At 36.0% G+C, this 15,279-nt stretch carries 14 protein-coding genes; 4 read left to right on the forward strand and 10 right to left on the reverse strand.

All coding sequences use genetic code 11. The features are described from left to right. Nucleotides 1–42: 42 nt before the first annotated feature. Nucleotides 43–648, reverse strand: coding sequence for a SafA/ExsA family spore coat assembly protein (safA, locus tag ACQKNZ_RS17485; protein ID WP_427660912.1), 606 nt, complete (start codon nucleotides 646–648; stop codon nucleotides 43–45). A gap of 300 nt (nucleotides 649–948) precedes the next feature. Here safA and pgeF point away from each other — a divergent pair, with 300 nt between their 5' ends. Then, nucleotides 949–1,710: a peptidoglycan editing factor PgeF gene (gene pgeF, locus ACQKNZ_RS17490; RefSeq protein WP_427660914.1), complete on the forward strand. Its 762-nt coding sequence runs from the start codon at nucleotides 949–951 to the stop codon at nucleotides 1,708–1,710. Between the two features lie 279 nt (nucleotides 1,711–1,989). Here the strand turns inward: pgeF and splB are convergent, their stop codons facing one another. From splB to ACQKNZ_RS17515, 5 genes are all read right to left on the reverse strand, one after another. After that, entirely contained in the window at nucleotides 1,990–3,018 is a 1,029-nt protein-coding gene (gene splB, locus ACQKNZ_RS17495) for a spore photoproduct lyase (RefSeq protein ID WP_144540153.1), read from the reverse strand. 14 nt (nucleotides 3,019–3,032) lie between these two features. After that, complete coding sequence (locus ACQKNZ_RS17500) at nucleotides 3,033–3,254, reverse strand: transcriptional regulator SplA domain-containing protein (protein ID WP_144540155.1); 222 nt, start codon at nucleotides 3,252–3,254, stop codon at nucleotides 3,033–3,035. A 108-nt stretch (nucleotides 3,255–3,362) separates the two neighbouring features. Next, nucleotides 3,363–3,872, reverse strand: a complete 510-nt coding sequence (locus ACQKNZ_RS17505) for a QueT transporter family protein (protein WP_225216060.1) — start codon at nucleotides 3,870–3,872, stop codon at nucleotides 3,363–3,365. A gap of 132 nt (nucleotides 3,873–4,004) precedes the next feature. After that, nucleotides 4,005–4,760: a 3-oxoacyl-ACP reductase gene (locus tag ACQKNZ_RS17510; protein WP_427660917.1), complete on the reverse strand. Its 756-nt coding sequence runs from the start codon at nucleotides 4,758–4,760 to the stop codon at nucleotides 4,005–4,007. Between the two features lie 51 nt (nucleotides 4,761–4,811). Next, entirely contained in the window at nucleotides 4,812–5,036 is a 225-nt protein-coding gene (locus ACQKNZ_RS17515) for a DUF2829 domain-containing protein (protein ID WP_427660919.1), read from the reverse strand. Nucleotides 5,037–5,421: 385 nt separating this feature from the next. Here ACQKNZ_RS17515 and ACQKNZ_RS17520 point away from each other — a divergent pair, with 385 nt between their 5' ends. After that, on the forward strand, nucleotides 5,422–6,837 hold the full coding sequence (locus ACQKNZ_RS17520) for a LysM peptidoglycan-binding domain-containing protein (protein ID WP_427660921.1): 1,416 nt from the start codon (nucleotides 5,422–5,424) through the stop codon (nucleotides 6,835–6,837). Between the two features lie 139 nt (nucleotides 6,838–6,976). On the opposite strand, the gene ACQKNZ_RS17525 is transcribed toward ACQKNZ_RS17520, so the two are convergent. The 3 genes from ACQKNZ_RS17525 to ahpC all read right to left on the reverse strand — a co-directional run bounded on the left by ACQKNZ_RS17525 (nucleotide 6,977) and on the right by ahpC (nucleotide 11,390). Then, nucleotides 6,977–8,536 carry a malate:quinone oxidoreductase gene (locus ACQKNZ_RS17525; protein ID WP_154312021.1) on the reverse strand — a complete coding sequence of 520 codons (1,560 nt, stop codon included), beginning with the start codon at nucleotides 8,534–8,536 and terminating at the stop codon, nucleotides 6,977–6,979. A gap of 464 nt (nucleotides 8,537–9,000) precedes the next feature. Then, nucleotides 9,001–10,563, reverse strand: coding sequence for an alkyl hydroperoxide reductase subunit F (gene ahpF / locus ACQKNZ_RS17530; RefSeq protein WP_154312020.1), 1,563 nt, complete (start codon nucleotides 10,561–10,563; stop codon nucleotides 9,001–9,003). 263 nt (nucleotides 10,564–10,826) lie between these two features. Next, nucleotides 10,827–11,390: an alkyl hydroperoxide reductase subunit C gene (gene ahpC, locus ACQKNZ_RS17535; RefSeq protein WP_144540167.1), complete on the reverse strand. Its 564-nt coding sequence runs from the start codon at nucleotides 11,388–11,390 to the stop codon at nucleotides 10,827–10,829. Between the two features lie 185 nt (nucleotides 11,391–11,575). Here ahpC and ACQKNZ_RS17540 point away from each other — a divergent pair, with 185 nt between their 5' ends. Next, a complete protein-coding gene (locus ACQKNZ_RS17540) occupies nucleotides 11,576–12,775 on the forward strand; it encodes a hypothetical protein (protein ID WP_427660924.1) in 1,200 nt (399 codons plus the stop codon). A gap of 207 nt (nucleotides 12,776–12,982) precedes the next feature. Then, nucleotides 12,983–13,573, forward strand: a complete 591-nt coding sequence (locus ACQKNZ_RS17545) for a hypothetical protein (RefSeq protein WP_427660926.1) — start codon at nucleotides 12,983–12,985, stop codon at nucleotides 13,571–13,573. A gap of 131 nt (nucleotides 13,574–13,704) precedes the next feature. Here the strand turns inward: ACQKNZ_RS17545 and ACQKNZ_RS17550 are convergent, their stop codons facing one another. After that, entirely contained in the window at nucleotides 13,705–15,264 is a 1,560-nt protein-coding gene (locus ACQKNZ_RS17550) for a polysaccharide deacetylase family protein (protein ID WP_427660928.1), read from the reverse strand. Between the last annotated feature and the right edge of the window lie 15 nt (nucleotides 15,265–15,279).

The raw sequence follows: 15,279 nt of genomic DNA on the forward strand, positions 1-15,279 counted from the left end.
CGCAAATGACTTGGCTACTACCTTCATTTGCACCCTTTTTACTTATTTTTGTATAAACATTTGTGTCCAGTAGTTACCGTCTTTTACATAACCTACACCAATATGAGTATAGTTTTTGTTTAAGATATTCGCCCTATGACCTTCACTGTTCATCCAAGCATCTACTACTGCTGAGGCTGTTTTTTGACCCATAGCAATATTTTCTCCTGCAGATTTATAGCTTATACCAAAATTCTTCATCATTGTAAATGGAGTTCCATAGACAGGACTAGTGTGACTAAAATAGTTTTTATCGTGCATATCCTGTGATTTATATTGCGCTACTCTTCCAAGCTCCCAATCGTATTTTAATGCTGAAAGACCCGCGTTTGCTCTTTCCACATTTACAAGTTTAATTACTTCTTGTTCTATACTATAAGAATCGTTTGAAGGGACATTGATTTTTTGACCTGGATAAATAAGGTCCGCATTTTCTAATTGAGGATTTTCCTTGATTAATTCTGAAACACCTGTTTGTGTCTTCACAGCAATTTTCCATAAAGAGTCTCCTGAAACTACTGTATAGGAATTAGCTGCAAATGTAGTGATAGGCATTAATAACGTTAGTGTTAGTAGTCCTACAATTGCTACTTTTATTTTTTTAAACAATTTAATCTTCCTTTCCTTTTTTAACTCTACTAATATAGTAAATTAAAAAAAGAATGGAAATCATCCCTTAATAATTGGATGCAATTTTACAGGTATATTACAAAGGAAATGAATAGAGAACCGAAGCTCGCTATTAAGCGAATTCACGCTTGTTTAAAGGTAATATTTTTGAAATATTCAAGGAGGAAAATTCCTCTATAGACAAAATCTTTTCCGATTATCCCTTCTTTACTCGAACTGACCATTCTGCTCTCCTATACAACTACCAAGGATTATACTATATTAAAAGTGGGTGATTATATGAATATTAGGAAATATTTAAATAACGAGCGTTTTGTCATAGGAACGACAATGAAAGACGTTACTGCTTTAGAAGAGAATAACATGGCTTTACACGTTTGTGAAAATCCAAAGAATATATTGGAAAATCGTAAGAGACTGGCGGAGCAACTCCAATGTGATTTGGATGATTTTGTTTGCGCCAATCAGACACATAGCGCCAATTTCCATAAGGTAACTGCAGCTGATAAGGGGCGTGGAGCAAGGCTGTTAGATACTGCCATTAAGGATACAGATGCTCTTTATACATTTGAACCAGATCTTTTGTTATGTAGTTTTACAGCAGATTGCGTCCCTGTCATTTTCTACAATGAAAAAAATAATCTGGTGGGAGTAGTACACTCTGGCTGGCAAGGAACGGTCAAGGAAATTACAAGGAAGCTGTTTGAGTATTTAAAACAACACGAACACTGTAATCCAAATGACTTTCATGTACAAATCGGCTCTGCACTTAGCCAAGAAAAATTTGAGGTAGATGAAGATGTCTATAAAAAGTTTAAAGATTTAGGCTATGCGAACGACTTTATGTACTATAAAAATGAAACTGGTAAATTTCATATCGATAACCAGCTCACCGTCCAAAAGCAATGTGAGCTTGCTGGTATTCCACTTGAACGTATTTCAATCGATCGAACATGCACATTTTTAAACCCTGGTGGTTTCTCTCATCGAGAAGACAGAAATACAGGTAGACATTTAAGTTTTATCATGCGGAATAAATAACCTTTAAAACACATCACTAATTGAGCTGATGTGTTTTTTTTATTGAAGACATCCATTTGAATAAAATTTCTTTATATATTACTTTAAATTTCTTTTTGGCTGGGGGAAGTCTATCTTTTTTGGAGCTACTAGAGAACACTAACATTACTTCACCATTTGAGAACGATAGTATAGAGAATGCTTTACTTTTTGTTGAAAAATGGTTAATAAAAAAAGGTTATTTCATATAAATTATAAAATAGCCTGATTCCCCTTTTGAGGAATCGGGCTATTTGCTTTTTAAGTAAAATATTCAAATTTAGCATTAGGAAAAAACTTTTCCATATAACTGTAGAGATGTTCTTTAATATCTTCCTCTTCTTCTTTTTGATAAATATATTTCCCTATCCCATATTTTCCCCACTTTATTCTTCTGGATTCTTCATCTAGCTCAAGCTTGGTCATAGGATAGTTTTTTTCGATTACTTTTTTAGCTGGTTTAGTAAAGCGATGCTGTATGAATTCAAAGGTTATATTATCGCGGGCGTCCTTTGGAAGTTCAGCATCTAATCTTTCAAACATATGATAATATCCTTCTTTCCAACCTTCATGAAGGTAAATTGGAGCTACGATAAATCCCAAGGGGTAGCCTGCTCTAGCAACCTTCCCAGCTGCCTCAATACGCTTATCCAATGGAGAAGTACCTGGTTCGAAATTTTTAATCACATAATCAGCATTCACACTAAAGCGAAATCTCGTGTTCCCATTATGCTTTGCGTCCAATAAGTGATCTACAAAGTGAAACTTTGTCACAAATCTAAGCCTGCCAAATTCTGATTGACCAAAATGTTCAATTGCCCTTTTTAATGTATGTGTAAGATGGTCGATTCCCACTATATCAGAAGTACAGGATGCTTCAAATCTTGTGATTTCTGGTGCACGTTCCTCAATATACTTGTCAGCTGCTCCGAGAATTTCCTCCACATTTACATACGTTCGAATATACGGCTTGCTTCCCATCGTCGTCTGTAAATAGCAATAATGACAATGCCCCATACATCCCGTGGCGAAGGGAATTGCATATTCAGCTGAAGGCTTAGAGGAATCAAATTTCAATGTCTTACGTATACCAACTACTAGCGTAGACTTAGCAATACGATATTTTTGAAAATCATTATCGCCTGGAAGGTTTCGTATTTGGTTGTGGGAAGTCGTATAGTGAATTTCTTTTCCCAGCTTTTCAAATTTCTCTTTCAGCTCTCTACCTAGAGGATATTCAAGCGCCTTTGGCTCAAAATATACAAGCTGGGGTGTAAATGGTTTTCTCATGTCCAACCTCCGTCTTATTGAAAATAATGACGATATGCTTGTTCCGCTTCATAGGCGCTTGCATAAATAGCCATGTCAGTCGTTAAAGGGTAATACGTTTCATAAACAAAAACAGCCAATTCGTCAGGGTTTTCTGGGTTGTTTACTACTGCCGCCGATTGAATGTTAGCTACGCTTTGAATATGTGGGTTACGGTAAAAAATATAAACAATATCACCTGCTGTATAATCTTCCATCTGCTTCTCTCACTCCTAGCTTTTCCACCTAGCTTGGTTTTCCTGAGAGAATTTATGTAATAAATATAAGTGAAAAAACCACATTCGCTTAAAGCGAATATGGTTTAGTTATTTAGACAAGTCTATTCTCTTATTTAATAAATATATAGCAATTCCACCAACAGTCATCGAGAACAATTCACTTAGCCCGACTGTTAAATAGGTATACCAAAAAGGAAATTCCAGCATAATAGCTAACTGCCCTGCAACTGTAAACATGGAAAGCGCAAAGATAATAGCTGTAATCGCTATTTTCCATATTTCACTGGTCAATCTCTTAGTGACCTTCCGACAAAGTATCAATACAAGGAAAGTTGCAATTCCACCAATAGGCACATCGAGCATCCAGGTTGGGGACATAAAATTAGCAAGGACTACACCTAATGTAATTGCCACAACATAGCGCTTATTGTATAAAGCCAAATAATTAAACATCTCAGCTAAACGTAGTTGGATGTTTCCAAAGCTAAAAACAGCTAAAAGTACTGTTACGGCAACATATAAAGCTGCAACCATAGCTGTCTTCGTTAACTCATTTACCGAGGAACGACTTGAGTCCTTCAAAAAGGTAGTATTCAATTTACATTCTCCTTTATAAAATAGCAAACTGCTATTTTAGTAATAACTACGACCAAAGGATTCCAAGTGCCGTAGTGCAAGCAAAATTGCTTACTCGGATAGTATATCAGGAATTATTGCCATTTAATATAACTATTTGGCAATCCATCCTCCATCAATGGGTACGACTGCTCCATGAATATAATCTGCTGCATGACTAGCAAGGTAAAGAGTTAGGTTTGCCACTTCTTTTGGCTGTGCCCACCTTCCTGCAGGTGTTTCATTGGCTACCCATTTTGCTATTTCTCCTTCTCCTGCAAAATCAGCATTATTCATTGGGGTCTGAATCGCCCCTGGAGCAATAGCATTTGCTCTTATGCCCTCACGGCAGTAATCTATATCCAATTGCTTTGTGTATCCTATAATGGCGTGCTTAGAGGTTGTATAAGCTGCTCCTCCACCTCCTGCTACTAATCCGGCAATAGAAGCCATATTGATAATGACTCCTGATTTTCTTTCAATCATTTGAGGGAGAACTGTGTTTGTTACCAAATAGGTTCCTTTCACATTGGTTTCCATGATTTTATCCCAAAGTGTTTCATCTGTTTCTAGAGTCTTTGAATAATTGTCTAAAACCCCAGCTGTATTGAGTAAAATATCTATTTGCTTAAATGTCTTGATTGCTATCTCAAATGCTTCCTCTACGCTCTTTTTATCGCTTACATTTCCAATGTAGTACGAAAAACAAGACTTATACTGGTCTTTTAATGATTTAAGTCCGGCTCCATCAACATCTAAACCAAATACGTTGGCCCCACACTCGATAAATGCTATAGCTTGAGCTCTCCCTATACCAGAAGCAGCTCCAGTAATAAGAACCGTCTTCCCTATGTACTCCTCAAATTTCAATATGATTCCTCCTAAATATGAAAAGTCCACGATATCTCGTGGACTTTTAGTTTATTTGCTTACAATAACCCAATCCTCAGCCAATAAGTCACAAACAGTTGGGGTAAACATTGTATATCCTTCTCCTTCTACATTAATCAAAAAGTAAGGATTTAGATTTTCTCCATCATGCTTGCTTTGTCCAACTAGCATTACGTACAATTCCGCACCACTCCAGCCTTGTCTAATTACTTTTTCCCCAGATTTTAAACGTGGTAATATCTCTTCAAACATCATTGTTATTCACCCTTTATCTTCCCTATATATTTTCTAACCAAAATTATACTAGATTGTAAAATGTCAAACAACTAAAGGTATAGCTGCTCTTTTCATCTCCTTATTTTTATACAGATCTTGTATGTAGAAGATGTGATTATTTTAGTCAAAATTCTTTAGCACCTAAAACACAGAATTTTGTATATTAGTCGATTGTAGGGGCCAGTACGGGATGAGTTAGTCAGATTAGGCATCCATTTTTGCTTTGTTCTTTAAATTCTTTTATCTTTTCCGGTCGTTTTGGATTTTGGAAATCTATTGATTTGATAAAAATAATAAGTTTCACATTTATATTCGTTTAACAAAACATATACTTTATTAAACCTAAGAAAAAAGGAGCTGCCCATTGATCATATATGTCGTCAATAATGGTGATACGCTTTGGGGAATTGCTAATCGTTATCAAATAGATGTAAATGCCATTCAACAAGCTAACCAATTGCCTGATCCAAATAATCTTCTAGTAGGCCAATCTCTTGTCATCCCTATCTATGGGATTTACCATACGGTTCAAAATGGAGAAACTTTATGGTCGATTGCTCAACAATACGGGGTTTCTGAACAATCTATTCTTTCTTCTAACAGACTGCCTAACCCAAATCTCTTATATCCTGGTGAGCGAATTTTTATTCCTCCTATTGTTCATGTGGTACAGCCCGGAGAAACGCTACGGCAGATTGCTAGCCTTTACGGAACTACTATCCAAGCTCTAATCAGTCAAAACTCTCTCCAAACTCCCGGTCTCCTATACCCAGGAACACAATTGATTATTCCAAGACCAAAGCCTGTAACTGAAGTGAATGCCTACACCTATCAGAAAGAGGAAGATGCCGTTCAGACGGTCAACAGTCTTCAATCTCTACTGACCTATATTAGTCCCTTTGCTTACAAGTTAACAGAGAATGGGGATTTAGAACCCTTGAAGGATGAACTTGTATTAGAAGCAGCTACTGCCAATGATATTGTACCAATGATGGTCATCACCAATTTTTCTTCCACAGAAGCCGGCACTAATCTAATGCACGTCATTTTCTCTAGCCCAGACATATTAACAAAATTAATGGCAAATATACTTCAGATCATGGAGGACAAAGGCTATCGAGGTTTGAATATTGACTTGGAAAATGTGTTACCGGAGGATAGAGATGCTTATACTGCCTTTCTCCAGCTAGCAGTAGACACACTACATCCTAAAGGTTACTTTGTTTCAACAGCTGTTGCTCCTAAATTTAGCGACACTCAGTCAGGTTTACTTTATGAAGCACATGATTATGAAGCACATGGGAGAATTGCAGACTTTGTTATATTGATGACGTATGAATGGGGTTGGCGCGGCGGACCTCCTCAAGCAATTTCTCCTATCAATCAAATGAAGAAAGTAGTAGAGTACGCTTTGACTGTTATGCCAGCCGATAAAATATTTTTAGGCTTTCAAATTTATGCACGAGATTGGCGAATACCTCACGCGCAAGGACAAATTGCGGAGACATTTAGCCCTCAGGAAGCTGTTAGAATAGCTACTGAGCATAAAGTAAGAATTCAGTTTGATTCAATCGCTCAATCTCCTTTTTTTACCTATACCGATGAGCAAGGTCAAAAGCACGAGGTTTGGTTTGAGGATGCCCGTAGCGCTCAAGCTAAATTTAACTTGGTCAAACAATACCGTTTAAGAGGTATTAGCTATTGGGTGCTTGGCTATCCCTTCCCTCAAAATTGGGTATTGTTAGATGATAACTTTGAAGTAAAGAAATTAAAAGAATAAGCGCTGGACCTTGGACTAAGAGGTAAGTCGCTTTTACTGGACGAACATTTGAAGTACACTTACTTCCTTATTCTAAAACAAAAAACCTACCATCTTTAAATAAATGGTAGGTTTTTTGCACATTTATATGGATAAAAGCTTAGATGATATCATCGATTGCTTCTTTTACATCTTCCAAAGGTTCGATGTTCTCTATCGTTTTTCCTTCACCTTTAAGTTTAAGCGTTTCCGCTGTTTCCGCATGTACTTCCTTAAGTAGTTCTGGATTATTCATTAAGGACAGACCATAAGAAGGAATCATTTCTTTAATCTTTGGTTCCCAATCATTTATATGCTCTGGGAAGCAACGTTTAAGGACATCCAACATAACTGGAACAGCGGTAGAAGCTCCTGGAGAAGCTCCTAATAATGCGGCAATAGAACCATCCTCAGCTGTGATAACCTCTGTACCAAATTGAAGAGTTCCTTTTCCGCCTGCTTCCGTATCCTTGATAACTTGTACACGTTGACCTGCTACAACTAAATCCCAATCCTCTGCTTTAGCATCTGGGATAAATATACGTAGCTCTTCCAAACGTTGTTCTTTTGATAACATTACTTGTTGGACTAAATATTTTGTTAAAGACATTTCTTTTGCACCCGCAGCTAGCATTGTAAATAGGTTATGTGGTTTAACAGAAGTAACTAAATCCAGCATAGATCCTGTTTTTAGGAACTTTGGTGAGAAACCAGCGAACGGTCCAAATAGTAGTGATTTTTTATTGTCAATAAAGCGAGTATCTAAATGCGGCACAGACATTGGTGGAGCTCCAACTGCAGCCTTACCGTATACCTTTGCATGATGCTTCGCTACTACGTCTGGATTGTTACATACCATGAAGATCCCGCTAACTGGGAAACCGCCAATATGTTTTCCTTCTGGAATACCTGATTTTTGTAGAAGATGCAGACTTCCTCCGCCACCGCCGACAAAAACGAATTTTGCAGTATGAGACTCGATTTTCCCCTCAGCGTTGTTCTTCACTTTCACTTCCCACTTACCGTCTGGCGTACGATTCAAATTTTCTACACTATGCTGGTAATTCACTTTTACATTTTTGCTCTTTAAGTGTTCAAATAGCATACGTGTTAAAGCGCCAAAGTTAACATCTGTCCCAGAGTCAATTTTAGTTGCAGCAATTGCTTCATTGGCCGCACGGTTTTCCATGATTAGTGGAATCCATTCTTTCAATTGTTCCGAGTCGTCAGAGAATTCCATTCCCTCAAACAATGGGTTCTGTGTCATCGCTTCAAAACGTTTCTTTAAAAATTCAACGTTTTCTTTCCCCTGAACCATACTCATATGAGGTAAAGGCATTATAAAATCCTGTGGGTTCTGGATTAACTTACTTTTTACAAGATGTGACCAAAATTGCATAGAAACTTGGAACTGTTCGTTTACATTGATTGCTTTTGTGATATCGATAGAACCGTCTGGCTTTACAGAAGTGTAGTTAAGCTCACATAGAGCTGCATGTCCTGTACCAGCGTTATTCCATTCATTTGAGCTTTCTTCTCCTGCACTATCGAGCTTCTCAAATACTTTTATATCCCACTCCGGTACTAATTCTTTTAAAAGTGTCCCTAAGGTCGCACTCATAATACCGGCACCAATTAAGATAACATCTGTTTTAGTTTCTGTGTTGCTCACTTTTACCATCCCTATACTTTATATTTGCAGAAACAATGTTAACGCTACCAAAACAAATGGTTAAGTTAACAACGTTCCTGACTCTATATAACCATGACTTTGCTTGAAATTTGTTTATAAGTTCAGAATATCTATTCTATTATAATATAATTGTCCCTTTTTTTAAAGTATGTAGAAATTGTGAATTAATTCTGATTGAATCAATTTCATCATTCCTGTTTTTACGAAAAGAAAACGAACAATAAAGAAAGAAACAATGATATATACATGCTTTTCTTAGAGTATAATGTACTTGATTTCCGCTCTAGGCGAAAACTTTCTTCCAGGTAAGCGATAAGCCATCACCTTTGCTTACACGCGCCGTTGAGGAGGTTGCTTGATATGCATTAAAATACCCTCTCGAATTGGAAAGGGTATTTTAAAAAGTAATTCATATTACTTCCTGACATATATTTTATTCATAAATAATTGTATTAAACTTTAACAAGTTCAGAATTTGAGGGAGCTATGTTACGAATCATATAATCAAATGCTCCTAGCGCTGCTGTTGCACCAGTTCCCATTGAGATGATGATTTGTTTGTACACTGTGTCTGTACAGTCACCAGCAGCAAATACTCCTGGCATGCTTGTTGCTCCATGCTTGTCTATAATTATTTCTCCATGTGCGTTTAAATCAATTGTACCTTGTAAAAACTCGGTATTTGGTAATAGACCGATTTGAACAAATACGCCTTCTAATTCAATGTGATGTACTTCTCCTGTTACACGATCTAAGTACGTAAGACCGTTTACTTTATCCGTACCTGTAATTTTCTGTGTGGAAGCATTTGTTAGTACAGTTACATTAGATAAGCTATGTAAACGCTCCTGTAGGACTTGATCCGCTTTAAGCTCATCATTATGCTGAAGTACTGTTACATGATTAACTATTCCTGCTAAGTCTATTGCTGCTTCAACACCCGAATTACCGCCACCGACAACGGCTACATTTTTTCCTTTGAAGATTGGACCATCACAGTGTGGGCAGTATGCTACCCCTTTATTTTTGAACGCTTCTTCCCCTGGTACATTTAATTGGCGGTATCTGGCTCCTGTTGAAAGGATAACAGTTTTTCCTTTTAACACTGCACCATTTTCAAGCACTACTTCCACCTGCTCTTTACGTACTATGCTGGATACGCGTTGAGATTTCATCACTTCAATTGGATAATCTGCTACATGCCCTTCTAAGCTTGAAACGAATTGAGGACCTTCTGTTGCTTTTGTACCAATGATATTTTCAATTGATAATGTGTCATTTACTTGGCCACCAAAGCGCTCTGCCACAATTCCCGTTCGAATTCCTTTACGTGCTGCATAAATAGCTGCGCTTGCACCCGCAGGACCACCACCAACAACAAGAACATCAAATGGTTCTACATCATTAAATTCAGATCCATCTGATCTATTTCCTAATTTATTTAATATGTCTTCAATTTCCATACGACCGTTTGCAAAATTTTCACCATTTAAGAAAACTGATGGAACAGCCATAATATCTTTAGCTTTTACTTCGTCTTGAAATGCGCCCCCTTCAACCATTACATGGGAGATATTCGGGTTTATCACAGCCATAATATTAAAAGCTTGAACTACATCCGGACAATTATGGCAAGTTAAGCTCACGAAAGTTTCAAAGTGCATTGGATCTTTAATTGCTTGAATACGCTTGATAACTGCATCATCAACTTTCGGAGCACGGCCACTTACTTGAAGTAAAGCCAAAACTAATGAAGTAAATTCATGTCCTAAAGGTAAGCCAGCAAAAACAACACCTGACTCCTCACCAGCTTTGTTTATACTAAAACTTGGCGTGCGCTCTAATTGCACATGCTCGACTGAAATGCGTGATGACATCTTTTCTAATTCTGTTACTAGCTCTAATGTATCTTGAGATACTTTATCATCACCTACACTAACCTTTAATACAAGATCGCCTTCAAGCAACGCTAAATATTGTTGTAGTTGTGCTTTAATTTGATTGTCTAATACCATCTATTCTTTGCTGCTATACGAGTGATTTTGATAGGTTAAGGGTAACTGCGTTCTATCAGTATTTAGCAGTGCATCTAACTCAAAACATATCTAAATCACTTACTCTCCAGGCATAGCAGACCTGCCACCTCTCTTTTCATCTCATATTTTAGACAGAGAGCATTTGTCTATTTCCTTCTTACTAAAAATAGAGCGACAAAAATCAACCATAAAGATAAGATTGTTTTTGTCGCCTATATGATTATCTTATAAATTACTAAATCTTAGATTTTACCTACTAAGTCTAAGCTTGGAGTTAGAGTTTCAGAGCCTTCTTGCCATTTAGCTGGGCAAACTTCTCCTGGATTATTGCGAACATATTGAGCTGCTTTAATTTTGTTTACTAATGTCGAAGCGTCACGACCGATACCACCAGCATTTACTTCGTAAGCTTGTACGATACCATCTGGATCAATAATGAACGTACCACGTTCTGCTAAACCATCTTCTTCGTTTAATACGTCGAATGCTCTAGAGATTTTATGTGTTGGATCACCAATCATGATATATTCAATTTTACCGATTGCTGCAGAAGAATCATGCCATGCTTTATGTGTAAAATGAGTATCAGTTGATACTGAGTAAACTTCTACCCCTAATTGTTTTAATGTAGCATATTCATTTTGTAAGTCCTCTAATTCAGTTGGGCAAACAAATGTAAAGTCTGCTGGATAGAAGCATACTACACTCCATTGTCCTTTGAAGTTTTCTGAAGTTACGTCGATGAATTCTCCCTTTTGAAATGCTTTTGCAGAGAATTCTTGAATTTCTTTACCTATTAATGCCATAATAATTCCTCCTGTAGTCTCTTATTGGTGCTTTAGCATCATAATTATTTTAGAATAATTACAATTCAATATGTAGAATTATCATATACATTTGTGCTTCAGTCAACCTGTAAGGGTAACTAATGAATTTAAAATGTTTTTAAAAAGCTGAAATGTAAGGAATACACGTGAAAGTAGGTCAAATAATGATACAAAATTTTATAAATAAAACGATTGTTAAAGAAGTACAAGAAGACGACATAATTTATTATTATACAGAGAAAGAGGAGCCTTTAGCAGAAACTATTTTATTGGATGGATTTATCTCCAATGTTACATTTTTTGATCCGAAGTCTCATCCTTTTTCAACCTCTGAAGAAAAACAACATTTCCTGAGCTATGTACAAAAAGTACTTGAAAGAGAACATTTAGTTTTAGACGAAATAATAGACTTCGACTCTCATTACATGGTGCTTCTTACTTTGAGAGAGCCGAGATATAATATTCCAGTCCATTCAACTGGAATGAATTTAACGATTGGAAAAAACGGGACATTAGAAGAAGTATCTTTTTCAAATGAACAAGTGCACTTTGCATATCCAGAAAAACTCATTTCAAAGGACCAAGCGAAAGTAATTATTCAGCAACAACAATTAATGACGTTGACTATACGCCCAGATATTGGCTGGCATTATGTATATGCTCCTGACTTTAATCTAGTTGGAGTAGAAACAGACGGTAAAGTCCGTTATATGACTGATATGCCCGAAATGGAAGGCGCTTGCTTTGAACCATTGCCAACCGTAGAAGCAGTGGCAGATTTGAAAGTATTTTTAATAGCGGGACGTAATGCAACACTTGATGTCTATGAAACGGAGGATATGAAGAGTTGGGAGATTTTTAGTGATGAAGAGGAGAAAGCTGTGGCTGGTAATCCTTTGGAAAAGGCATGTATCGCTTTAAGAACAATTGTTGGAGATGAATATAACCGATTTTACTTAGAAAAAACACCCAATTTACATAAGGCTCTAGGAATTGAAATAGAAAATGACTTATTTAAATCGTATCGTTTTGTGTATGTGAATAATAATATCTCTTTAGACTTTCTAGCAACCGAAGTAATTGTTAATACAGAAACAAGCAATATTCAGTCAATAAATCATTCTCTCATCCCTTATGAAAAATTCAAAAATTTAAGAAAACCATCCATTAGCTATAAAGAGGCTAATGCCATCGCTCAACGATTAGTAGATGTAGATTTAGCACTTGAACGGCAACACATAGATTCAATTGTATATTCCTTCGTTTACTTGATTGATTATCCAAGTTCTCCGACTAAAGGACATATTCATTATATTGATGCATGGACAGGAGAAGTTTATTTCGTTGAAACAGGATTTCAATAATATAAGGGCTTAGAAATATTGCTCATTTCTTCTTTGCAGAATTTATCCCATCTAATAACTTTAACCTAGTAATTTGTAGTACCCTTCAGTTATGGATATATTTTCCTCGTTGGGTATGTTTTTGCAACCACCTGTTTGGAGGATTTAAATGATTTATTCGGGGTATCTATAAGACTTACGAGCTATTCGTTAGGAAGTGATACTTTTATGTTTGGACTATCGGATCTCTTGTCATTGATTATTTCAGCATTTATTATCTTACCTGTCGTAGTATTTCTACGAGAGTCTGGCTATTTAATCGTCAGCTGGTTATTTGGCGTTGTTAAGCCAAGGCTAACAATTGGTTCTGGGCCCAGGCTTATTAAACTTGGAATGATTGATATACGCAAGTATTATCATCTGTATAGCTGGTTTTCATACGATGACTTAAAGCGTAAAAGTAAGTTTGCTTACGTTTGTATTTATTCAGGGCCAATATTGATAAATTTGTTTATTGCCCTCCTCATTAATTTTTTAATTGCCAACGGATGGGCAGAGGAATACAAAACTTTTTGGGATCGCTTTGTTTTCTATGCTTTTTATTACGTGGTATTCGATGTAGTACCCATGACGACTATCAACGGTAAGCCTAATAACGGAATGATTATCTATGAAATGATTCGTTACGGAAAAAGAGTCGATTTTAACGATGAGTCCTTCCTTCCAGCTACTTCAGATGTAGAGGAAGAGTATCATGAACAGATGGAGCAAATGGAGGAAATAAAAAAAGAACGAGATGAGGAAAAGTATAATCGCTAACCTATAATATAATGATAATTCTCACGAGCCAGATGTAATGTCCCAGAGGAATAAGAAAAGATAGATACTCCATTAAAAAATGCCGATTTAAGATTAAATCTTAGATCGGCTAGTTTTTTTATAAAACCTCATTAAAGTGAATCTCTATTCGTATAAACCTGTCCAGCATAATGGATACCTGGCGCATTTAAATTCAATAATTCGCTGACGGTTACAAACTCATAACCCTGTTTCGTTAAGTAGTTTATGACACTCTCTAAAGAAGCTGCTGTCGTTTCATAAATATCATGCATTAAAATAATACTTCCATCGCAAGTAGACTTTTTAACCATTTGCAAAATACTAGCTGGATTTTTTGTTTTCCAATCAAGTGTATCTACTGACCATAAAACAAGAGGATTATTAACTGCAGCTTTCACATCCTGATTATATGCTCCATATGGTGGGCGAACCAGACTAGGAGCTTCTCCTGTTATTTTAATAAGTTCATTGGAAGTACTTAAAATCTCTTTTTCTATTTCTTTCATCGATAGCTTTGTCAAAATAGGATGGCTCCATGTGTGGATACCAATTTCATGTCCTTCTTCATACTCTCTCTTAATAATATCAGGATACTTTTCTACTCTATTACCTAATACAAAAAAAGTAGCTTTAATCTTGTGTTTGTTTAATATGTCTAAAATAGCAGATGTGCTTGATTTATTTGGACCATCATCAAATGTTAATGCTATGTATTTTTTGTTCGGATCTAAAGGTTTGATAGATTGGGTATTTCTTTCAACCATAGTCGAACCATTAAAAGCATCAGAATAAATGGAACGTAAAAATGAATCTTGAACAATTCCCGTTAATAGACTATATGGTATGGATACATGAAAAGGTTCTAAAATACTGTCATCCAATACCCCTTCACTAAACTCAATTTGGAACCCTCGATCTGTAAAGTAAAAAACTTTGTAGTTTTCTTCAGTAGCAGATATTTCTTTAACTAGGGTTACTTCTTCTGGTGTATAATTTTGATCCTCATTTTTTTGAAGTACTCTTTCCAGGCTTTCTTTTAAGTATTGGATAGAACCTTCATTAACCATTATATCTTGTAGGCTTAGGGCCTCTCCTGTACTTCGGTCTATATTTAATGAGATTGTTTCTTTTTTCCCGTTTTCTCCAATAACATCGGCATGAATAATCACTGATAATAACTCTTTAGAGACATATTTTATAGATAAATCTATGTTTAAAGTAGGGACTTTTTTATTCGTATCTTTCTTAAATATATCCTTAATAAAATTTTTATCTTTGTTTTCTTTAGCGATAGCTGCTTCTATAAACGTATCTCTTTTCTTTTGGACAAACTTTTCTATAAACTTATCCGCATCGTTATCTGTAGACAGATATTTAACCGTATATTCATATACTTCATTTTCAACTGTTTCCGTTTTAATTTGAATACCTTCATATTCAGTTTCTTGAGTACTCACTTGTGCTTTCACTGCTTCATTAGATGAAAAAGAAGTATCCGATATTTCTATAGTAAAAAACAAAACAAGAAAAAGTAATAATAATAAAAAAACAAACACTGGTTTTTTTCTAATTTTTCTTTTAACTTTGACCTGTTCATTTTTTCTGTGAGAGTACGAAGTTGACGGTACCCTTCCTTCCTCTTCATATGTTTTCCTTCCTGTCTTACCCATGTTAAACCACCCTAT

Source organism: Psychrobacillus sp. NPDC093200 (assembly GCF_050280345.1).
Classification (GTDB): Bacteria; Bacillota; Bacilli; order Bacillales_A; family Planococcaceae; genus Psychrobacillus; species Psychrobacillus faecigallinarum.

Bases quoted from the DNA above. Each gene is read 5' to 3' on its own strand.
- pgeF (WP_427660914.1), top strand. From the start codon at position 949: ATGAATATTAGGAAATATTTAAATAACGAGCGTTTTGTCATAGGAACG.
- splB (WP_144540153.1), bottom strand. From the start codon at position 3,018: ATGAGAAAACCATTTACACCCCAGCTTGTATATTTTGAGCCAAAGGCG.
- ACQKNZ_RS17500 (WP_144540155.1), bottom strand. From the start codon at position 3,254: ATGGAAGATTATACAGCAGGTGATATTGTTTATATTTTTTACCGTAAC.
- ACQKNZ_RS17515 (WP_427660919.1), bottom strand. From the start codon at position 5,036: ATGATGTTTGAAGAGATATTACCACGTTTAAAATCTGGGGAAAAAGTA.
- ACQKNZ_RS17525 (WP_154312021.1), bottom strand. From the start codon at position 8,536: ATGGTAAAAGTGAGCAACACAGAAACTAAAACAGATGTTATCTTAATT.
- ahpF (WP_154312020.1), bottom strand. From the start codon at position 10,563: ATGGTATTAGACAATCAAATTAAAGCACAACTACAACAATATTTAGCG.
- ahpC (WP_144540167.1), bottom strand. From the start codon at position 11,390: ATGGCATTAATAGGTAAAGAAATTCAAGAATTCTCTGCAAAAGCATTT.
- ACQKNZ_RS17540 (WP_427660924.1), top strand. From the start codon at position 11,576: ATGATACAAAATTTTATAAATAAAACGATTGTTAAAGAAGTACAAGAA.
- ACQKNZ_RS17545 (WP_427660926.1), top strand. From the start codon at position 12,983: ATGTTTGGACTATCGGATCTCTTGTCATTGATTATTTCAGCATTTATT.
- ACQKNZ_RS17550 (WP_427660928.1), bottom strand. From the start codon at position 15,264: ATGGGTAAGACAGGAAGGAAAACATATGAAGAGGAAGGAAGGGTACCG.